The following is a 15979-nucleotide window of genomic DNA, read 5'->3' on the forward strand; positions in this document are numbered from 1 at the left end:
GGGGGCAGCGGTCAGGACAGCAGGGTCAGCGGGGCGTGGGGGCGGATGACCCGTGCACCAACGTCGCGGCGATGCCCTCTGCATACGGGGTGGGCCCGACGCCGAACTCCCGTTCGAAGGCCGACGAGTCGAAGATGTACGGTGCCGTGTTCTGGTACGCCATCTCGAGTGCCTCCCGCGCCGCACCGTTGAACAGCGCGCCGATGCGCATCGTGGTGGCGCTCATCACCGCGTACTTCTGTGCGCCGGCCAGTTCGAGGTACTCGGCGCCGGTAAGCGCGGGCGCGGTGGGCAGGTGCCACACGCCCCCTCGCGCGTCGATCTCGGTTCCGAGAACGGCGAGCGCGCGGCCGATGTCGGGCGTGTAGGTCATCGAGTGCGGCAGATGGGCGTCGAAGAGCCAGGTGGGCTTCTTGCCCGCCCTGATCCTGTCGATCGCGAAGGAGTTGAACACGCTCGTCCCCGCGCCGGGGCCGTAGAAGTCTGCGCTGCGGCCGACGGTGACCTCGAGTCCGCGGTCGCGGGCCTCGTCGAGCATGGTGAGCAGCGAGGCGCGCAGCTCACCCTTCCTGCTGCTCGGACCAACCGGCGTCGACTCGGTCATCGGGCCCTCGGATGCCCCGTAGGCATAGACGTTGTCGAAATAGACGAGGTGCGTGCCGCCTGCGAGGCATCCGTCGATCGTGGCGCGCACCACCCGCGGCCAGTCGGCCTGCCAGGTCTTCAGCGCGTACGGCAGGCCCACCGTGAGGTAGGCGACCGAGGCGCCGTCGAGCACCTCGGCGACCGCCGCGGAGTCGCGCAGGTCGGCGGTCGAGCGAGAGACCCCCGTCACCGGGAGGCCCGCTGCGGTCAGGGCGTTCACCGTCTCGCGGCCGACGACGCCGGTCGCCCCGAGTACAACGTGGTTGCTGCTCATGATGGGTCCGTCTTTGTGATTGGTTCGGGCCCTGTGATGGGTTCGGGCTCTGTCATGGGTTCGGGCTCTGGCGCGGGTTCTGGGAAGAATTCGCTCGTCACGCTCTCGTGGGCGAGGCGACGCAGTCCGGCGAGAAGCGAGTCGCCGAGCACCGTGCCGACCACCATGAGCTCGGCGACGAGGTCGGGTCGGCTGCGCGTCGTGAGGGCGGCGAGGTCGGCGCGGGCGACGGTGGTGGCTGCGGAGGCGTAGGCCGTCAGATATTCGTCGGAGGGGTCGAAGCCGATGGCGGCCAGGCCGTCGAGCACTCGCGCGGCGACATCGGTGCCGGGGTTTGCGCCGACCGACTTCCACCGCTGCGCCGCGGCGAGCGCCTCCACGCGCGCCAGCGACCCGCTCGACGGCGGCGTCGTCGAGCCAGTGCCCGCGAGGGAGTGCTGCGCCGCTTCGAAGGTCACCGCGAGCGAGTCGTCCGGGGAGTCGATCGTCGACACGACGGCCTTTGCCTGCTCGATCGACAGCCCGCCGGTCTCGAGCAGGGCCCGCACGAGCCGAACCCGCTGCACGTGCTCGTCGGCGTAGGCGGTCTGGTTGCCCGACAGGCGCGTGCCCTCCGGCACGAGCCCCTCACGCAGGTAGTACTTGAACGTCGAGACGGTAACGCCGCCGTCTCGCGCGGCTTCGGAGATCTTCACGAACTGATAGTAGCACTACTAATAGTCAAACTACCAGCGCGCGCTAACGAGCGATGGCGCTGTGCAGCTCCGGGTCATCCGCACATTCCTGCTCGCCGGAGGCCGGCGCCCTGCGGCCCGCCAACACACCCGCGAAGACGACCACGAGCAGCCCCGCGACGGGCACGATCAGCAGGCCGAAACGCAGCGCCGAGCTGTCGGCGATCGCACCGACGATCGGCGGCGACACGAGGAATCCCACCCGCAGGAGCCAGCTCACGATCGTGAGACCGGTGCCGGCGCGGAAGCCGGGCAGCTCGTCGGCAGCCTGCATCGCGGCGGGGATGAGGGTCGAGACGCCCAGGCCTGCGAGCCCGAATCCGACGATCGTGCCCGCCATCGAGGGGAAGGCCAGCGCGACGCCCATGCCGACGAAGACGACCACACCGCCGGTGCGCGCCACCGCGCGCTGGCCGAAGCGGTCGACGAGCCCGTCGCCGAAGATGCGACCGACGAACTGCATGCCCTGCAGTGCGACGAAGCCGGTGCCGGCGAGGAAGGCGGACGCCCCCAGCGAGCCGGAGAGGTAGATGGCTGCCCACGACGCCCCCGAGTCCTCGACGATCGCCCCGGCCGAGGCGATGATGACGAGGGCGGCGAGCACCCCGTACTTGGCGAGCGACGTCGCGAACCCCGCGCGACGGGATGCGGGCGCCTCGACGGGCGCCGCCTCTACCTCCGCCGGTTCGGCGCCCGGGAGGAGCAACCGGTAGGACACCGCGGCGAGAACGGTGAAGAGCACGAGCGACCCCAGCAGGTGCAGCGTGATCGGGATGCCGAGCTGGGCGGCACCCGCGCCCAGCAGGCCGCCGACCACCGCGCCGATGCTCCAGATGGCATGGAAGGAGTTGAGGATGGAGCGCCCGTAGAGCCGTTGCACCCGCAGCCCGTGCGAGTTCTGCGCCACGTCGGTGATCGAGTCCATGGCGCCGGCGACGAACAGGCCGGCGGCGAGCACCGCCCACGACTGGCCGGCGCCGGCGACCAGGATGCCGACCGCGGTGAGGAAGGTGGCGACCACGGCGACGCGGGAGGAACGGAAGCGACGCACGAGCGTGCCGGCGCTGAGCCCGGCGAGCAGCGCGCCGAGGGGGAACGCGGCGACGGCCAGGCCGAATGCGGCGTTGCTGACGTCGAGGTTCTGCATGACCTCCGGGTAGCGCGGCAGCAGGTTGGCGAAGATCGCGCCGTTCGTGAAAAACAGCACCGCGACGCCGATGCGGGCACGGCGGGCGGTCTCGGATGGGCGCGGCGAACGCGTCGGAGTCGGGGTCGGGGTCACGGTTAACGACCGTAACAGCGAAGCCGACGCCCGAATCTCATCCTCCGGTCGGCGGTTGTCACCCGGCAGGATGACGAGGGCGGCTCGACATCTGCCTAGCGTGGATGCAATGGAATCGTCCGCATCACCGTCTCACACCCGCCCACGGATCGCCGTCGTCGGAGGCGGCGAGAGTTCGGAGCACGACGTGTCCCTCGCGTCTGCGGCATCCGTGCGCAGGGCAGTCGACGCGTTGCGCTTCGACGTCGTCGACCTGACCATCGGGCGCGACGGGCACTGGAGCGAGAACGGCGAACCGCGTACGTTCGGGCAGGCGATCGACGTGCTGCAGTCGTGCAGCGCGGCGTTCCCGGTTCTGCACGGCCCGCGCGGCGAGGACGGCACGATCGCCGCCCTGCTCGAGCTCGCCGGGGTCCCCTACGTCGGGTCGGGCGTCAGGGCGGGAGCCGTCGCAATGGACAAGTGGACGACGAAGCTGGTCGCCGCCGCGGTCGGCGTGGCCACCGCCCGCGGCGAACTGCTCGAGCGCGGCCGCACGACGACGACGATGGCGACGCCCGTCGTCGTCAAGCCCGTCGCATCCGGCTCCAGCTTCGGCGTCTCCCTCGTCGACGATCCAGCGCTGCTGAAGTCGGCCATCGACGAGGCCCTGCGTTTCGACGACCGGGTCCTGGTCGAGCAGCTACTCGTCGGACGGGAGATCGACATCGCCGTGCTCGGCCGGGCGGACGGAACGCGCCGCGTCGGCGCGCCGCTCGAGATCGTGGTGCGCGACGGCCTGTTCGACCTGGAGACCAAGTACGACGGCAGCGCGGACTTCCGCGTGCCGGCGGCGCTGCCGCCCGAGACCGTCACCCAGCTGGAGCGCGCCGCCGTCGCGGTCTACGACGCGGTCGGGTGCGCCGGGGTGGCGCGCGTGGACTTCTTCGTGACCGCGAACGGCATAGTGCTCAACGAGGTCAACACGATGCCGGGCATGACCGACCTGTCACAGGTGCCGCGCATGTTCGCCGCGGTGGGAGTCTCGTACGTCGAGCTCGTCAACACGCTCATCGACGACGTGCTCGCCTCCCACCGGTGAGCGGCGCACGGAACGGCGGACGGGTCGGCGCACGGATTCAGGGCATCGACCTCCTCCGCGGCGTCGCGGTCGGGCTGGTGCTGCTGCGGCACGCTCTGCCCGAGCAGTTCGCCGGCGCGGGCGTGGTCGGCGTCGTCATGTTCTTCTCGCTCAGCGGGCACCTCATCACCGGGCTCCTCGTCGACGAGTTCGAGCGCTCGGGCACGGTGCGACTGCGGCGGTTCTACGCCAACCGCGCCCTGCGCCTCGTGCCGGCGCTGCTGGTTCTCGTCGCCGCCTTCGCCGCGGTGACCCTGGTCTTCGACCCGCTGGACGACGTCGAACTGCTGCCGCGCAGCGTCGCGGTCGCGCTCACCTGGACCGCCAACCTGCCGTTCGCGGGCGGCAGCGACGCCATCTTCCATCTGTGGACCCTCGCCACCGAGGAGCAGTTCTACCTGCTCTGGCCGGCACTCCTCCTCTTCGCGGCCCGGCGCGGCCGCACCGCGTGGGCCGTCGCCCTGGCGGCAGTGGCGGGCATCGGTGTGTGCGTCGCGAGCCTCGTCTGGCTCGACCCGCACCCCGATCTCGCCTACGCGCTGCCCACGTCGTGGGTGGTGTGCTTCGTCATCGGCGCCGCCTCCCGGTACTGGCGCGGAACCATACACGTCGGCGCGTGGGTCACCCCGGTCGCCCTCGTGGGGCTCGTCGCGCTGAGCGTGCTGCCGGTGCGCGGCCACGTCTGGACCTACCTCGTCGTCGGCCCGCTCGTCGCGGTTCTCGCGGCGGCGCTCATGCTGCGGTGGTCGTCGTGGCCCGTCGTGCCGGCATGGCTGCGCCCCCTCGTCCTGCTGGGCACCGTGTCGTACGCGGCGTACCTGTGGAACTACCCGCTGACACTGTGGCTGCGGGCCGCATTCGAGCCGCTCGACGCACCGTGGCTCGGCGGTCTCGTCGCGCTGCCGCTCACGGTGGCGGCGGCCGCCCTCAGCTGGCTGTTCGTCGAGCGCCCGGTCGCCGGCTGGCGCGCCCGACGTTCGGCCGACACGGTCGTTCGGCGAGCAGGGTTCATGCCCTGAGGTGGTCGAGGGCCACACGGGAGCCGAAGCCGGTGAGCACCTCGTGCGGGATCGTGCCGGCCAGCGTCGCCCACTCGGTCACGGTCGGCTCCCCCGGGTTCGCGCCGATCAACACGACCTCGTCGCCGAGCCGCACCCCGGCGTCGACCTCGACCATGAGCTGGTCCATCGAGATGGCGCCGCGGATCGGGAACGATCGCCCGTCGATCACCACGCGTCCGCTCCGGCTGAGGGCGCGCGGCACGCCGTCGCCGTAGCCGATGGGCACCAGCGCGAGCCGTGACGTCGCCGCGACCCGGTAGGAGTGGTGGTAGCCCACGCCGGTTCCGGCGGCCACGTCGCGCAGCTGGGTGACCCGCGAGGTCACCCGCAGGGCCGGGCGCAGCCCGTGCGTCTCGCCGTCGACGGTCTCGATGCCGTACACGGCCGCTCCGGCGCGCACCATGGTCAGTGCGGTGTCGGGGTGGGCGAGCGCCCCGGCCGAGTTCGCGATGTGCACGTGCGCGGGGCTGAGCCCGGCGGCCGTCGCGACCGCGGCGCCGGCGCGGAGCACGGACAGCGGATGCGCCACGCTGTGCGCGCCGGGCACGCTGGCGAGAGCGAGGTGCGACCAGACTCCGTCGACTGTGACGGAGCCCGCCTGCTCGGCGTCACGCGCGGCCAGACACAGGCCCGGCCAGGCGGCGGGGGTCGCGCCGCCGCGGGCCATGCCCGTGTCGAGCTCGAGGTGCACGCGTGCGACGAGTCCCGAGCGGCGGGCCGTCTGGGCGATCGCGCCGAGGGTCTCCACATTGGAGCAGGAGAGCGTGATGCCGTGCGTGATCGCCGACTCCAGATCGCTCCACGGGTCGATCAGCCAGGCGAACACCGGGCAGGCGAAACCGCCGGCGCGCAGGTCGACGGCCTCGTCTACGGTCGCCACGCCCAGCCAGGTCGCACCGGCGGCGAGCGCCGTCGCGGCGACCTCCCGGGCACCGTGGCCGAAGCCGTTCGCCTTGACCACCGCCATGACGGGGCGCCCGCTGGCGGCGAGCAGGGTGCGCACGTTGTGCGCGATCGCGGCGTGGTCGACGCTACGGGTCGCGAGCGCCCGGCGCGCGGCCAGGGCGACGGGGCTCACTGGGCGATCCCGGCGAGCCGATCCCCGAGAAAGCGTAGGTTCGCCGACTTCGACGACTTGACCAGCACGACGTCGTCGGGGCCGAGTTCGGCCTCGAGCAGCCCGAAGGCGGCGTCTGCCGTGGGCACGAAGTCGGCCGTTCCCGCCCAGCCGTCTGTGGCGGTGACCGCGCTGTGGATGCCCTTGGCCCGCTCGCCGACGACGACGAGGCGGTGGATGCCGAGCCGGTTCACCAGCGCGCCGATCGCGGCGTGCTCCTCGTCGGCGCTCGCCCCGAGCTCGGTCATCTCGCCGAGAACCGCGACCGAGCGCGACCCGGCGGGGCGCACCGCGACGAGGGCGTGCAGAGCGGCCGAGGCCGACTCGGGGCTCGCGTTGTACGCGTCGTTGATGATCACCGCACCGGCCGGAGACCTGAGCAGTTCCATCCGCCACCTCTCCGCCCTGGGCATGGCCTCGAGAGCGGCGACCGCCTCGTCGGTGTCGATGCCCAGCACCTGCGCCGCCGAGAGCGCGGCGAGCGCGTTCATGGCGTGGTGCTGCCCGACGATCCGCAGCCGCACCGCGACGATGCGGCCGTCGATCACGAGGTCGAACGCGGTGCCGGCGAGGGTGGAGACGACGTTCCAGGCGCGCAGCCCGCTGCCCTCGCCGCGTCCGAACCAGCGCACGCCGGCTGCGGTCTGCCCCGCCATGCCGGCGACCCGGCGGTCGTCGGAGTTGAGGATGGCTGTGGCGGTCTCCGGCAGTTCGACGACCATCTCGGCCTTGGCCCGTGCGATCACGTCGATTCCGCCGAACTCGCCGACGTGCGCGCGGCCGACGGCGAGCACGATGCCGATGTCGGGGCGGGCGATCGACACGAGGTGGGCGATCTCGCCGGTGTGGCTGGCCCCCATCTCGACGATGAGATAGCGGGTGGACTCGTCGACCCGCAGCATCGAGATGGGTGCGCCGACGTGGTTGTTGAAGGATGCCTCGGGAGCGACCGTGCGGCCCTGGGCACCGAGGATCGCACGCAGCATGTTCTTCGTCGTGGTCTTGCCGTTCGAACCGGTGACGGCGACCACGCGCAGGGTGCCGCGGGCACGAACCCGGGCGACGACCGCACGGGCGAGGTCGGCGAGCGCGGCGACCCCGTCGCCGACGACGATCACGGGCACCGCCGCGTCTGCCGCCCGCGCGGCGATGACGAGCGCTGCCCCGTTGGCGATCGCCTGCGGGATGTAGTCGTGCCCGTCGGCCTCCCCGCCGGGCATCGCGAAGAAGATCGAACCGGGAGTGACGAGACGGGAGTCCGTCTCCACCGACCCGCCGACCGTGGCGTCTCGCGGTGCGGTGGGCGCGAGGCGGCCGTTCACGATGGTGGCGATCTCGCGAAGGGTGAGGCTGATCATGGGGCTCCTGTGGTCGTGGCTGACGACCGGGAGCGTGGCTCGCCGATCGTCGCACTTCGACGTTAGAAACTCCGTCGGCTGAGCGAGTCGCCCGTCAGGCGCACGCACCGTCATCCGAGCGACGGATATTGCCTAGGGCGCTGTGGCTAGCGTGTCGGCGAGGGCGGCGGGGTGGCGTCGCCGGAGCGCGGTTCGCGACCGCTGAGGAGCTTCCACACCGCGACCGCGGAACCGAGCCAGACGGCGAGGTCGTCGGTGAGACCCAGCGGACCGGTGAGCAGTTCGGGGATCACGTCGAGCGGGGAGAGCCCGTAGAGCACCGCGGCGGCGGCAACCAGCACGGCTGCGACATTCCTCCGACCACGACTCATGCCATCGAGTATCGATCATCGCTTCGCCGGATACAACCCCTCAGCGCTTGCGTCGGCCACAGCACAGAAGCGTCTCACTTTCAATGCTCTGCGGCGTCTGAACTGGCTTGGGACAATTTATCCATGAGCGTTCTCCAGCATGACCTCGCCGTGACCGCGTTCCCCATGGAGGCACGCGGGCCCCTCAGCACCCGGTTGACCGCGATCCTGTCGCAGGGCCCTGACGACTCCGCACAGGGCCTCGACCTCTCCCCCGTCGCGGAGGCGGCCGTGGCTGCGGCGTCGTCGGTCGTCCGCGACGACGACGTGCAGCTCAGCCTCTTCATCCTCTACGGCCTCCACTACGGCTCCTTCCCCGCCGTATCGGCGGACTGGGAGTGGCATCCAGCGCTCGTGGCCGCGCGACGTGTGCTCGAGCGCGCCTTCGAGGACGAGCTGCGGGCGACGGTCGCGGTGCCGCCGCTGCCCCGGCCGACGCGCGTCGCCGTGGCGCGGGCGCTGTCGGAGCTCACCTCCGCCGACTCCGGCCCGAGCCTGTCGCGCTACATCGCGAAGAAGGCGACGCGGGAGCAGCTGGGCGAGTTCCTCATCCAACGCTCGGTCTACACACTGCGCGAGGCCGACCCGCACTCGTGGGCGATCCCCCGGTTGACCGGGCGTGCGAAGGCCGCCCTGGTCGAGATCCAGGCCGACGAATACGGCGGCGGGCGACCGGCGCGGATGCACTCGGAGATCTTCGCCACGACGATGGAGGAGTTCGGGCTCGACCGCCGCTACGGGCGCTACGTCGACGAGGTGCCGGCCATCACCCTCGCCTCGCTCAACGTCATGTCGATGTTCGGGCTGAACCGACGCCTCCTCGGCGCGATCGTCGGGCACCTCGCCGCCTTCGAGATGACGTCGTCGATCCCGAACGCGATGTACGCGAACGGGTTCCGGCGCCTCGGATACGGCGTCGGGGTCACCGCCTACTTCGACGAGCACGTCGCCGCGGATGCGGTGCACGAGCAGATCGCGGCCAATGATCTCGCCGGCGCACTGGCCGAAGACGAACCCGCGCTGCTCCCCGATATCCTCTTCGGCGCCGCCGCCTGCCTCGTCGTCGACGGCTGGGCCGGGGCGCACATCCTCGACTCGTGGACCGCCGATCGTTCGTCGCTACGCTCGGGCACCCCGTGAGCGCCGAGATCGCCGGCGACGGCGCCACCATCACCCCGTACACCGACGGCCCGCTGATCGTGCGCGGAGACTTCGAGATCCTGTCGGTCGACGGCGAGGTGCTGCCGAGCGGCCGCAAGACCGTCGCCCTGTGCCGGTGCGGCGTCTCGGCGATCAAGCCGTTCTGTGACGGCACCCACAAACTGGTGGGCTTCAGGTCGGGCGACGGAGAGTGACACCGACCTACCTCCTCCTGCACGGCATCGGCCTGTCGCACCGCGCGTTCATAGGGCTCGAGGCGCACCTGTCGCGCCACGGCCGGGTCATCAACTTCGACCTGCCGGGGTTCGGCTCGACGCCCCGCCCCTCGCGCCGGATGAGCGTCGAGGACTACGCCGCGGCGATCCGCCACGAGCTGCAGACCCGGGATGCCGGGCCGGTGGTGGTCGTCGGCCATTCCATGGGCGCCCAATTCGCCGTCGAGCTGGCCCGCCAGGACCCCGACGCCGTGACGCACGTCGTGCTGGTCGGGCCGGTCGTCGACGAGAAGAAGCGCTCTCTCGTCGCGCAGGGGCTCGTCCTACTGCGCGACTCCGCGCTCGAGCCGCCGGCGACACAGCTGATGGTGGTGCGCGACTACCTCCGCTGCGGTCCGCGCTGGTACTTCACCGAGACCGGCGCGATGCTCGCCTACCCGACGTACCTCGCGATCGAGGACGTGCGGCATCCGGTGCTCATCATCCGTGGGCAGAACGACCCGATCGCGGATGCTGCGTGGTGCGAGTCGCTCAGCGAGCGCACGCACGACGGGTCGGTCGTGCACATCGCGAAAAACCGGCACAATGTGGTTCACGCCGATCCGGCCGCCACCGCCGCCGCGATCGTCGAGTTCGTCACGGTCGCTCGGCCATCTGAGCGATCTCCGCTATGACCCGGGGGTGCGCCAGCACCCGGAAGTGACCGCCGGTGTCGAGCCGCACGTTCTTCGCGCCGTCGAGTCTGCTGCCGCCCGGGATGTGGGGGTCGAACTGCCCGAACACCGAGACGATGCGCGAGTTGGCCCGCAGATCCTGCGTCAGCGCGCGGATCACCATGTTGCGGGGGGAGAAGATGCGCAGGCTGGGCAGCACCATGAACCGTGCGTAGAACGAACCGTTGAACGGCGCCGCTACGGCGACCATCCCGCGCAGTCGGGGCGCCGACCGCCCGTTCACCATCACGTACTTGCCGATCAACCCGCCCTTGCTGTGCGCCACGAGCAGGACGTCGTCGAGCGCGTGCTGTTCGAGGTAGTCGTCGACGTGGCCCGCGGCATCGACGACCGGTCTGCCGTTGTGCCGCAGCAGCTGGACGACATGCACCGGGTGCCCACGGTCGTGCAGGCTCGTGATGAGCGGCTGCATGAACTTCCACGACTCCCAGATGCCGGGGATCACCACGATCGGGGTGCCCACCCCCGTCTGGAAGGTGGCGGGATCGGTTCGGTTCGCGAAGCTGCGCAGCTGCCAGATCGCGGCGTAGGCGTAGTCGGCAGCCCACCACGCGAGCTTGCGGAGAACGCCCGCCGCGCGGGTCATCCGTCTGTGGCGGGAATCATGACTTTGATCGATCGCGGTTCGATCCACGCCTTGAACGCCGCGGCCTTGCCGAAGCCGTCGCCGTCGAGTTCGATCTCCTCCGGCCTCGTCAGCCGCGCGACGATGCTCGTGCCGGTCTCGTAGCTCAGGTCGCCGTCGTTCTTGTGCTCGCCGGCGAGCGCCTTTCCGGCCTTCGTGCGGCGGACGACCCCGTTGGTCCAGGCGACCTTCAGCCAGACGCGGATCCAGCCGAGCAGTCCGCCCGGTCGCGTCATCATGAGGTCGAACAGGCCGTCGTCGACGACCGCGTCGGGCATCAGGAGGATGTTGGCGGGCAGCGAGCCGCAGTTGCCGATGATCAGGGTGTGCACCGTGGTGCGTCGCGCGGGCCCGTCGTCGAGGCGGAAACGGAGGTGGAGTTCGTGGGGATCCCGCAGCGACGCGGCGATCGCCTTGACGTAGGCGGCCCATCCGGCCTTCGCCTTCAGGTCTTCGTCGGTGTTGGCGATCATCTTCGCGTCGAGTCCGAGCCCGGCCATCACGACGAAGGCGTGCTCGTCGCGGGTTCCGTCTTCACGTTCGATCCGGATCATCCCGAGGTCGATGTCGCGAGTCTCCCCGGTGAAGGCGAGACGCACGCTGCCCGGCATGTCGTTGAGTGTCATCTTGAGATTGCGGGCGAGCAGGTTGCCGGTGCCGGAGGGGAGCAGCGCCACCGCGACATCGTGTCCGCGCACGGCCTCGAGCACGGCGCGCACGGTGCCGTCGCCGCCCGCCGCGACCACGAGGTCGACACTCTGGGCCAGCGCCTCGCGGGTGACCTCCTGCCCGACGTCGTCGACCGAGGTCTCGAGCCAGAGCGTCTCGCCCCAGCCGGCCGCCGCGGCCTCCGTGTCGACCGCCGCGCGCAGGGCGTCGAGGTCGACCTTGATCGGGTTGTAGATGACCGCTGCGGTCTTGGTAGTCGTGTTCGTCACGGCGCAATCGTACGGGCGACGGCCGATGATCGTCGGGCATGGTGCCGCGACGCCGGATCGGTTATCGTGTCGGGTTTTCCACCATCAGACCCCGTCAGACCGCTGCCGGAACCGCTCGCGGCTTCGGGGCTCCGGGGATCCAGCAGCGCACCGAGTCGCGGTAGCGGCGGTACTCGTCGCCGAACCGCTCGTCGAGGTCGGCCTCCTCGAGCGGCCTGATGGCGTAGTTCCACAGCAACGAGCCGAGCAGCGCGTACACGACCACGAGCCAGGACGACATGAGCAGGCCCACCGCTACGCCCTGGGCGATGCCGGAGACGGCCATCGGATTGCGGATCAGGCGGTAGGGACCCGCGACGACGAGCCGATTCGCCATGGCCGCGGGAAGCGGCGTGCCGTCGCCGAGCACCGACATCGAGAACGCCGCCCAGAACCCGAGCGCGCTGGCGAGCGCCAGCAGCGTGATTCCGGCGACGGCGATGCCGACGGGCCACGGTGTGGGCAGGGCGACCGCCCAGCGCTGCTCGAGAAACGCCACGACGAGCGGGACGACCACGAGGAAGAAACCCCAGAAAACGACGATCTGCCCGAGGGAGGAGGCGAGGTGCGCCGCCGAGTTGCTGCGCGGCATGGCGGGGCGGAAGGCGAACGGCCCCGAGGCGAGCCACGCCGTCGGCACCCGTCCGACCAGCAGGAGGCAGAGGGCTGCGACGGAGCCGCCGGCCGCCGCGGCCATGGCGAGAACGCCCCACCCGGCCTCGGTCGTGACCGTCGCGTAGGCCGCGAGGCCCAGCGCCACGAGAATGGTCCAGCCCGTGGCGACCCACGCGGCCGCTCGGACCCCCGCAGCGGCGGCGGCCGAGGCGACGACGAACAGCGGCACGTCGAACGTCGCGACGACAACGGGATCGAGGCCGCCGAGCGTGGCCTCGCGCACAAAGGGCGACAGCGCCACCGCGATCCACCAGACGGCTCCGGCCAGGGCCTGCGCTGCGAAGTAGACGCGGCCCCGGTTCATGCCCGAACGATAGCACCGAGCGGCGGCCGGCTAGTGCCTGGCCAGAAGTCCGCGCCGGGCGAGCACGACGGCGATGACGCTCACCGCGACGAACGGCACGCCGCCGGCGATGAGCATGCCCGCGGGCGCGCCGAGGTGTTCGACGACGAAACCCATGGCAGGCCCGCCGATCGACTGGCCGCCGAGCAGCACGAGCACGTAGAGCGCCATCACGCGGCCGCGCACGCCCGTGTTCGACGACAGCTGCACGAGCGAGTTCGCCGCCGTGATGAACAGCAGCCAGGCCAGCCCGACCGCGACGAGCGCCACGGCGAGGGTCTCCTCGGTCGGCATGAGCCCGCTCGCGGTCTGCACGAGCGAGTAGCAGAGTGCGGTCACGACGATCGCGCGCAGGCTGAACCCGCGTCGCCGGGTCGACAGCAGCGCTCCGGCGAGCGCGCCGACCGCGACGACCGTGTTGAACAGGCCGTAGCCGGCGGCGCCGACGCCGAACTCGTCTTTCGCATACGCCGAGAGGATCACCGGCAGGTTCTGGCCGAACACGGCGAGGAAGCCCATGATGATGATCGTGTAGAGGATGGCCGGCTTCGACGAGACATAGCGGATGCCCGCCCGCAGCTGGCCGCGTGCGCGCGGCATCGAGGGGGTGCGGAACAGCTCGCTGGTGCGCAGTCGTCCGAGGCTGACGACGACGAACGCGCAGGCGAGCGCGTTGATGGCGAACGACCAGCCGGCGCCGACGGCGACGAGCAGGGCCCCGCTGAGGGCCGGGCCGACGAGCGCGCCGAGCTGGAAGGTCGACGAGTTGACGCTGATGGCGTTGCGCAGGTGGAAGGGCCCGACCATCTCGCCCGTGAACGACTGCCGGGCGGGGTTGTCGACGACGGTGACGAAGCCGAGCACGAGGGCGGCCACGTAGATGTGCCAGACCTCGACCCTCTCGGTGAGCACGAGGGCGGCGAGGGCCGCGCTGGTGAGCACGGCGACCGACTGGCAGAGCATCAGCAGGGTGCGCTTGGGATAGCGGTCGACGATCACGCCTCCGACGAGGCCGAAGAGGAGCATGGGGGCGAATTGCAGCGCCACGGTGATGCCGACGGCCGTGACGCTGCCGGAGAGCTCGAGCACGAGCCAGTCTTGCGCGATGCGCTGCATCCACAGCGCGGTCATGGCGATCAGGTTGGAGACGGCGAAGATGCGGAAGTTGCGCACCTGGAGAGAGGCGAAGGTCTGCTTCCAGGGAGGCGGGGAGGTGAGCTGGGTGAGTGGTTCTGTCGGCGGGTAGCCGGCGCTTGTCGCGGTGGTCACGTATGTCCTGGATCGGTTGCGTATGCCGGAGAGTGGCGGCCCTTACGACGGTAGTCAGCGCGACACTGATCGGGATAGTCAATTGCGGGTATAACTGGTATTACGTTTTCGAATGAGAGGCCGCGATGTTCGACCCTGTGCTGCTGCAGACTTTCCTCGCCGTGGCCGAGACGCGCAGCTTCACCGGCGCTGCGGCGCAACTCGGGCTCAGCCAACCGACCGTGAGCCAGCAGATCCGCAAGCTCGAGGTCGCCGCCGGGCGCCAGCTCGTCGCCCGCGACACCCGCGAGGTGCGCCTGACCGACAACGGCGACGCCATGGCCGGCTTCGCGCGCACGATCCTCGCCGCCCACGCTTCGGCCTCGAGCTACTTCAGCGGGTCGGCCACACGCGGCCGCCTACGGTTCGGGGCCGCCGACGATCTCGCCACGACACAGCTTCCGCGCATCCTCAGGCACTTCCGCCAGTCGTACCCGCACATCTCGCTCGAGCTCGTGGTCAACCAGAGCGGCGTTCTGCACCGGCGCCTCAAGGCCGGGCAGCTCGACCTCATCTTCATCAAGCAGTTTCCCGAGGCCACAGACCCCGCGTCGACCGACGTCGGCACTGTGGTGCGCACCGACGAGATGGTGTGGATGGCGCAGGAGAAGACCCTGCTCGAAGCGGACGAGCCGGTGCCGCTGGTCATGTACAAGTCGCCGAGCATCAGCCGGCGGCTCGCGATCGAGGCCCTCGAGGCCGGCGGCCGCACCTGGCGCATCGGCTGCAACACCCGCGAGGTCAACGGCGTGCTCGCGGCGGTGCGCGCCGGACTCGGGGTCGCGGTGTATCCGCACACGCTCATTCCCGACGACCTCGTCAAGGTGAGCAGGCGCTTCGACCTGCCCGACCTCGGCCAGGTGCGTTTCACCCTGCTGTCGAACCCGCTCGCACCCGCGGAACCGGTAGCCGCCCTGTCGGCGGCGATCATGCAACGGTCGCTGGTCTAACTCGAGGCCGCCGTCGCGTAACGCTCGGCCAGCCGGCCGAACGCCTCGGAGAGCTCGGGCGGCCCCACCACCTCGATCTCCGCGTCGAACCTGCCGAGCGATGCGGCGAGCGCCGTCCACGACCACGATCCGGACTCGTAACGGCACCGGTCGGGGCCGAGCTCCTCGACCGTTCCGTCGCCCGCGAACGGTGTCACAGCGGCGGCCGGCAGGTGCAGCACGACTGTGCCGACGCACGGCCACACGTCGGCCCTGCCTGACCCCTTGAAGCGGGCCGAGACGAAGTCGCGCACGCTCCCCCCGGGCAGTTCGCGCGGCGTGAACCGGGGTCCGGTCGGGGTTCGCGGCGTGACCCGGTCGGCGCGGAAGACGCGCCAGTCGTCTTTGTCGAGGTCCCAGGCGACGAGATACCAGCGTCCATTGGAGGTCACGAGGCGGTGCGGCTCGACGCGGCGGGGCGGGCGTGGCTTTCCCCCGACGGCCGACGGGCTCGCGTACTCGAACCGGAGCACCTCCCGGGCCCGGACGGCAGTCGACAGCGCGATCAGCACCTCCGGCGTCGCCGGGTCGACGGATGCGCCCTGGCCGGCCGGAATGGTCGAGAACCGCAGGGCGTCGAGACGATGGCGCAGCCTGGACGGCATGACCTGCCGCACCGTGGTGAGGGCGCGCAGTGCGGCCTCCTCGACGCCGGCGCCCGCCGACGCGGCCGACTGCAGTGCGATCGCCAGGGCGATGACCTGGTCGTCGTCGAACAACAGCGGCGGAAGCTCGGCTCCCGCATCGAGGCGGTATCCGCCGTCGGGCCCCATCGTGGCCCGGATGCTGTAGCCCATCTCCCGGAGCCGGTCGACATCGCGACGCACCGTGCGGTGGCTGATCTCGAGCCTCTCGGCCAGCACAGGGCCCGGCCAGTCCCGGCGCGCCTGCAGCAGCGACAGCAGGCTGAGCAATCGCGAGGTGGTGGTCGTCATCCCTCGACAATAGTTC

The 15979-nt window shown here is 70.9% G+C and carries 17 protein-coding genes; 6 read left to right on the forward strand and 11 right to left on the reverse strand.

Going from position 1 to position 15979, the window contains the following annotated elements; all coding sequences use genetic code 11:
- Positions 1 to 25 precede the first annotated feature (25 nt).
- From ABIE21_RS13360 to ABIE21_RS13370, 3 genes are read right to left on the reverse strand one after another with little or no spacing between them, the layout of a single operon-like run.
- On the reverse strand, positions 26 to 919 hold the full coding sequence (locus tag ABIE21_RS13360; protein ID WP_354025322.1) for an NAD-dependent epimerase/dehydratase family protein: 894 nt from the start codon (positions 917 to 919) through the stop codon (positions 26 to 28).
- Positions 916 to 1614 carry a MerR family transcriptional regulator gene (locus ABIE21_RS13365; RefSeq protein ID WP_354025323.1) on the reverse strand — a complete coding sequence of 233 codons (699 nt, stop codon included), beginning with the start codon at positions 1612 to 1614 and terminating at the stop codon, positions 916 to 918. The genes ABIE21_RS13360 and ABIE21_RS13365 overlap by 4 nt, the downstream gene beginning before the upstream one ends.
- A gap of 43 nt (positions 1615 to 1657) precedes the next feature.
- Positions 1658 to 2935, reverse strand: coding sequence for an MFS transporter (locus ABIE21_RS13370; RefSeq protein WP_354025324.1), 1278 nt, complete (start codon positions 2933 to 2935; stop codon positions 1658 to 1660).
- A 109-nt stretch (positions 2936 to 3044) separates the two neighbouring features.
- Between ABIE21_RS13370 and ABIE21_RS13375 the strand changes: the two genes are divergently transcribed.
- Positions 3045 to 4016, forward strand: coding sequence for a D-alanine--D-alanine ligase family protein (locus ABIE21_RS13375; protein ID WP_354025325.1), 972 nt, complete (start codon positions 3045 to 3047; stop codon positions 4014 to 4016).
- Positions 4013 to 5074, forward strand: coding sequence for an acyltransferase family protein (locus tag ABIE21_RS13380; RefSeq protein WP_354025326.1), 1062 nt, complete (start codon positions 4013 to 4015; stop codon positions 5072 to 5074). Before ABIE21_RS13375 ends, ABIE21_RS13380 begins: the two co-directional genes overlap by 4 nt.
- Here ABIE21_RS13380 and alr read toward each other — a convergent pair.
- The 3 genes from alr to ABIE21_RS13395 form a co-directional block, all read right to left on the reverse strand.
- Positions 5064 to 6194 carry an alanine racemase gene (gene alr, locus ABIE21_RS13385; protein WP_354025327.1) on the reverse strand — a complete coding sequence of 377 codons (1131 nt, stop codon included), beginning with the start codon at positions 6192 to 6194 and terminating at the stop codon, positions 5064 to 5066. The genes ABIE21_RS13380 and alr overlap by 11 nt on opposite strands.
- Entirely contained in the window at positions 6191 to 7591 is a 1401-nt protein-coding gene (locus ABIE21_RS13390) for a UDP-N-acetylmuramoyl-tripeptide--D-alanyl-D-alanine ligase (RefSeq protein ID WP_354025328.1), read from the reverse strand. The genes alr and ABIE21_RS13390 overlap by 4 nt, the downstream gene beginning before the upstream one ends.
- 146 nt (positions 7592 to 7737) lie before the next feature.
- Positions 7738 to 7962, reverse strand: coding sequence for a YkvA family protein (locus ABIE21_RS13395; RefSeq protein WP_354025329.1), 225 nt, complete (start codon positions 7960 to 7962; stop codon positions 7738 to 7740).
- Positions 7963 to 8085: 123 nt separating this feature from the next.
- On the opposite strand from ABIE21_RS13395, the gene ABIE21_RS13400 reads away from it, so the two are divergent.
- Genes ABIE21_RS13400 through ABIE21_RS13410 form a run of 3 tightly spaced genes read left to right on the forward strand, consistent with a single transcriptional unit; the run spans position 8086 to position 10051 of the window.
- Complete coding sequence (locus ABIE21_RS13400; protein WP_354025330.1) at positions 8086 to 9141, forward strand: iron-containing redox enzyme family protein; 1056 nt, start codon at positions 8086 to 8088, stop codon at positions 9139 to 9141.
- A complete protein-coding gene (locus tag ABIE21_RS13405) occupies positions 9138 to 9356 on the forward strand; it encodes a CDGSH iron-sulfur domain-containing protein (protein WP_354025331.1) in 219 nt (72 codons plus the stop codon). The genes ABIE21_RS13400 and ABIE21_RS13405 overlap by 4 nt, the downstream gene beginning before the upstream one ends.
- Complete coding sequence (locus ABIE21_RS13410) at positions 9353 to 10051, forward strand: alpha/beta fold hydrolase (RefSeq protein WP_354025332.1); 699 nt, start codon at positions 9353 to 9355, stop codon at positions 10049 to 10051. Before ABIE21_RS13405 ends, ABIE21_RS13410 begins: the two co-directional genes overlap by 4 nt.
- Here the strand turns inward: ABIE21_RS13410 and ABIE21_RS13415 are convergent.
- From ABIE21_RS13415 to ABIE21_RS13430, 4 genes are all read right to left on the reverse strand, one after another.
- Positions 10014 to 10697, reverse strand: a complete 684-nt coding sequence (locus ABIE21_RS13415; RefSeq protein ID WP_354025333.1) for an esterase/lipase family protein — start codon at positions 10695 to 10697, stop codon at positions 10014 to 10016. The genes ABIE21_RS13410 and ABIE21_RS13415 overlap by 38 nt on opposite strands.
- Positions 10694 to 11674 carry a diacylglycerol/lipid kinase family protein gene (locus ABIE21_RS13420; protein ID WP_354025334.1) on the reverse strand — a complete coding sequence of 327 codons (981 nt, stop codon included), beginning with the start codon at positions 11672 to 11674 and terminating at the stop codon, positions 10694 to 10696. Before ABIE21_RS13420 ends, ABIE21_RS13415 begins: the two co-directional genes overlap by 4 nt.
- Before the next feature lie 94 nt (positions 11675 to 11768).
- Entirely contained in the window at positions 11769 to 12692 is a 924-nt protein-coding gene (locus tag ABIE21_RS13425; RefSeq protein WP_354025335.1) for a methyltransferase family protein, read from the reverse strand.
- A gap of 30 nt (positions 12693 to 12722) precedes the next feature.
- Complete coding sequence (locus ABIE21_RS13430) at positions 12723 to 14000, reverse strand: MFS transporter (RefSeq protein WP_354025336.1); 1278 nt, start codon at positions 13998 to 14000, stop codon at positions 12723 to 12725.
- A gap of 125 nt (positions 14001 to 14125) precedes the next feature.
- Between ABIE21_RS13430 and ABIE21_RS13435 the strand changes: the two genes are divergently transcribed.
- Positions 14126 to 14989 (forward strand): LysR substrate-binding domain-containing protein, encoded by an 864-nt coding sequence (locus ABIE21_RS13435; protein WP_354025337.1) that lies wholly within the window; start codon positions 14126 to 14128, stop codon positions 14987 to 14989.
- On the opposite strand, the gene ABIE21_RS13440 is transcribed toward ABIE21_RS13435, so the two are convergent.
- On the reverse strand, positions 14986 to 15963 hold the full coding sequence (locus tag ABIE21_RS13440) for a helix-turn-helix transcriptional regulator (RefSeq protein ID WP_354025338.1): 978 nt from the start codon (positions 15961 to 15963) through the stop codon (positions 14986 to 14988). The two genes, ABIE21_RS13435 and ABIE21_RS13440, sit on opposite strands and share 4 nt — an antisense overlap.
- Positions 15964 to 15979: the final 16 nt, after the last annotated feature.

Origin of the sequence: Conyzicola nivalis (assembly GCF_040548875.1) — a bacterium.
Taxonomy (GTDB): Bacteria; Actinomycetota; Actinomycetes; order Actinomycetales; family Microbacteriaceae; genus Conyzicola; species Conyzicola nivalis_A.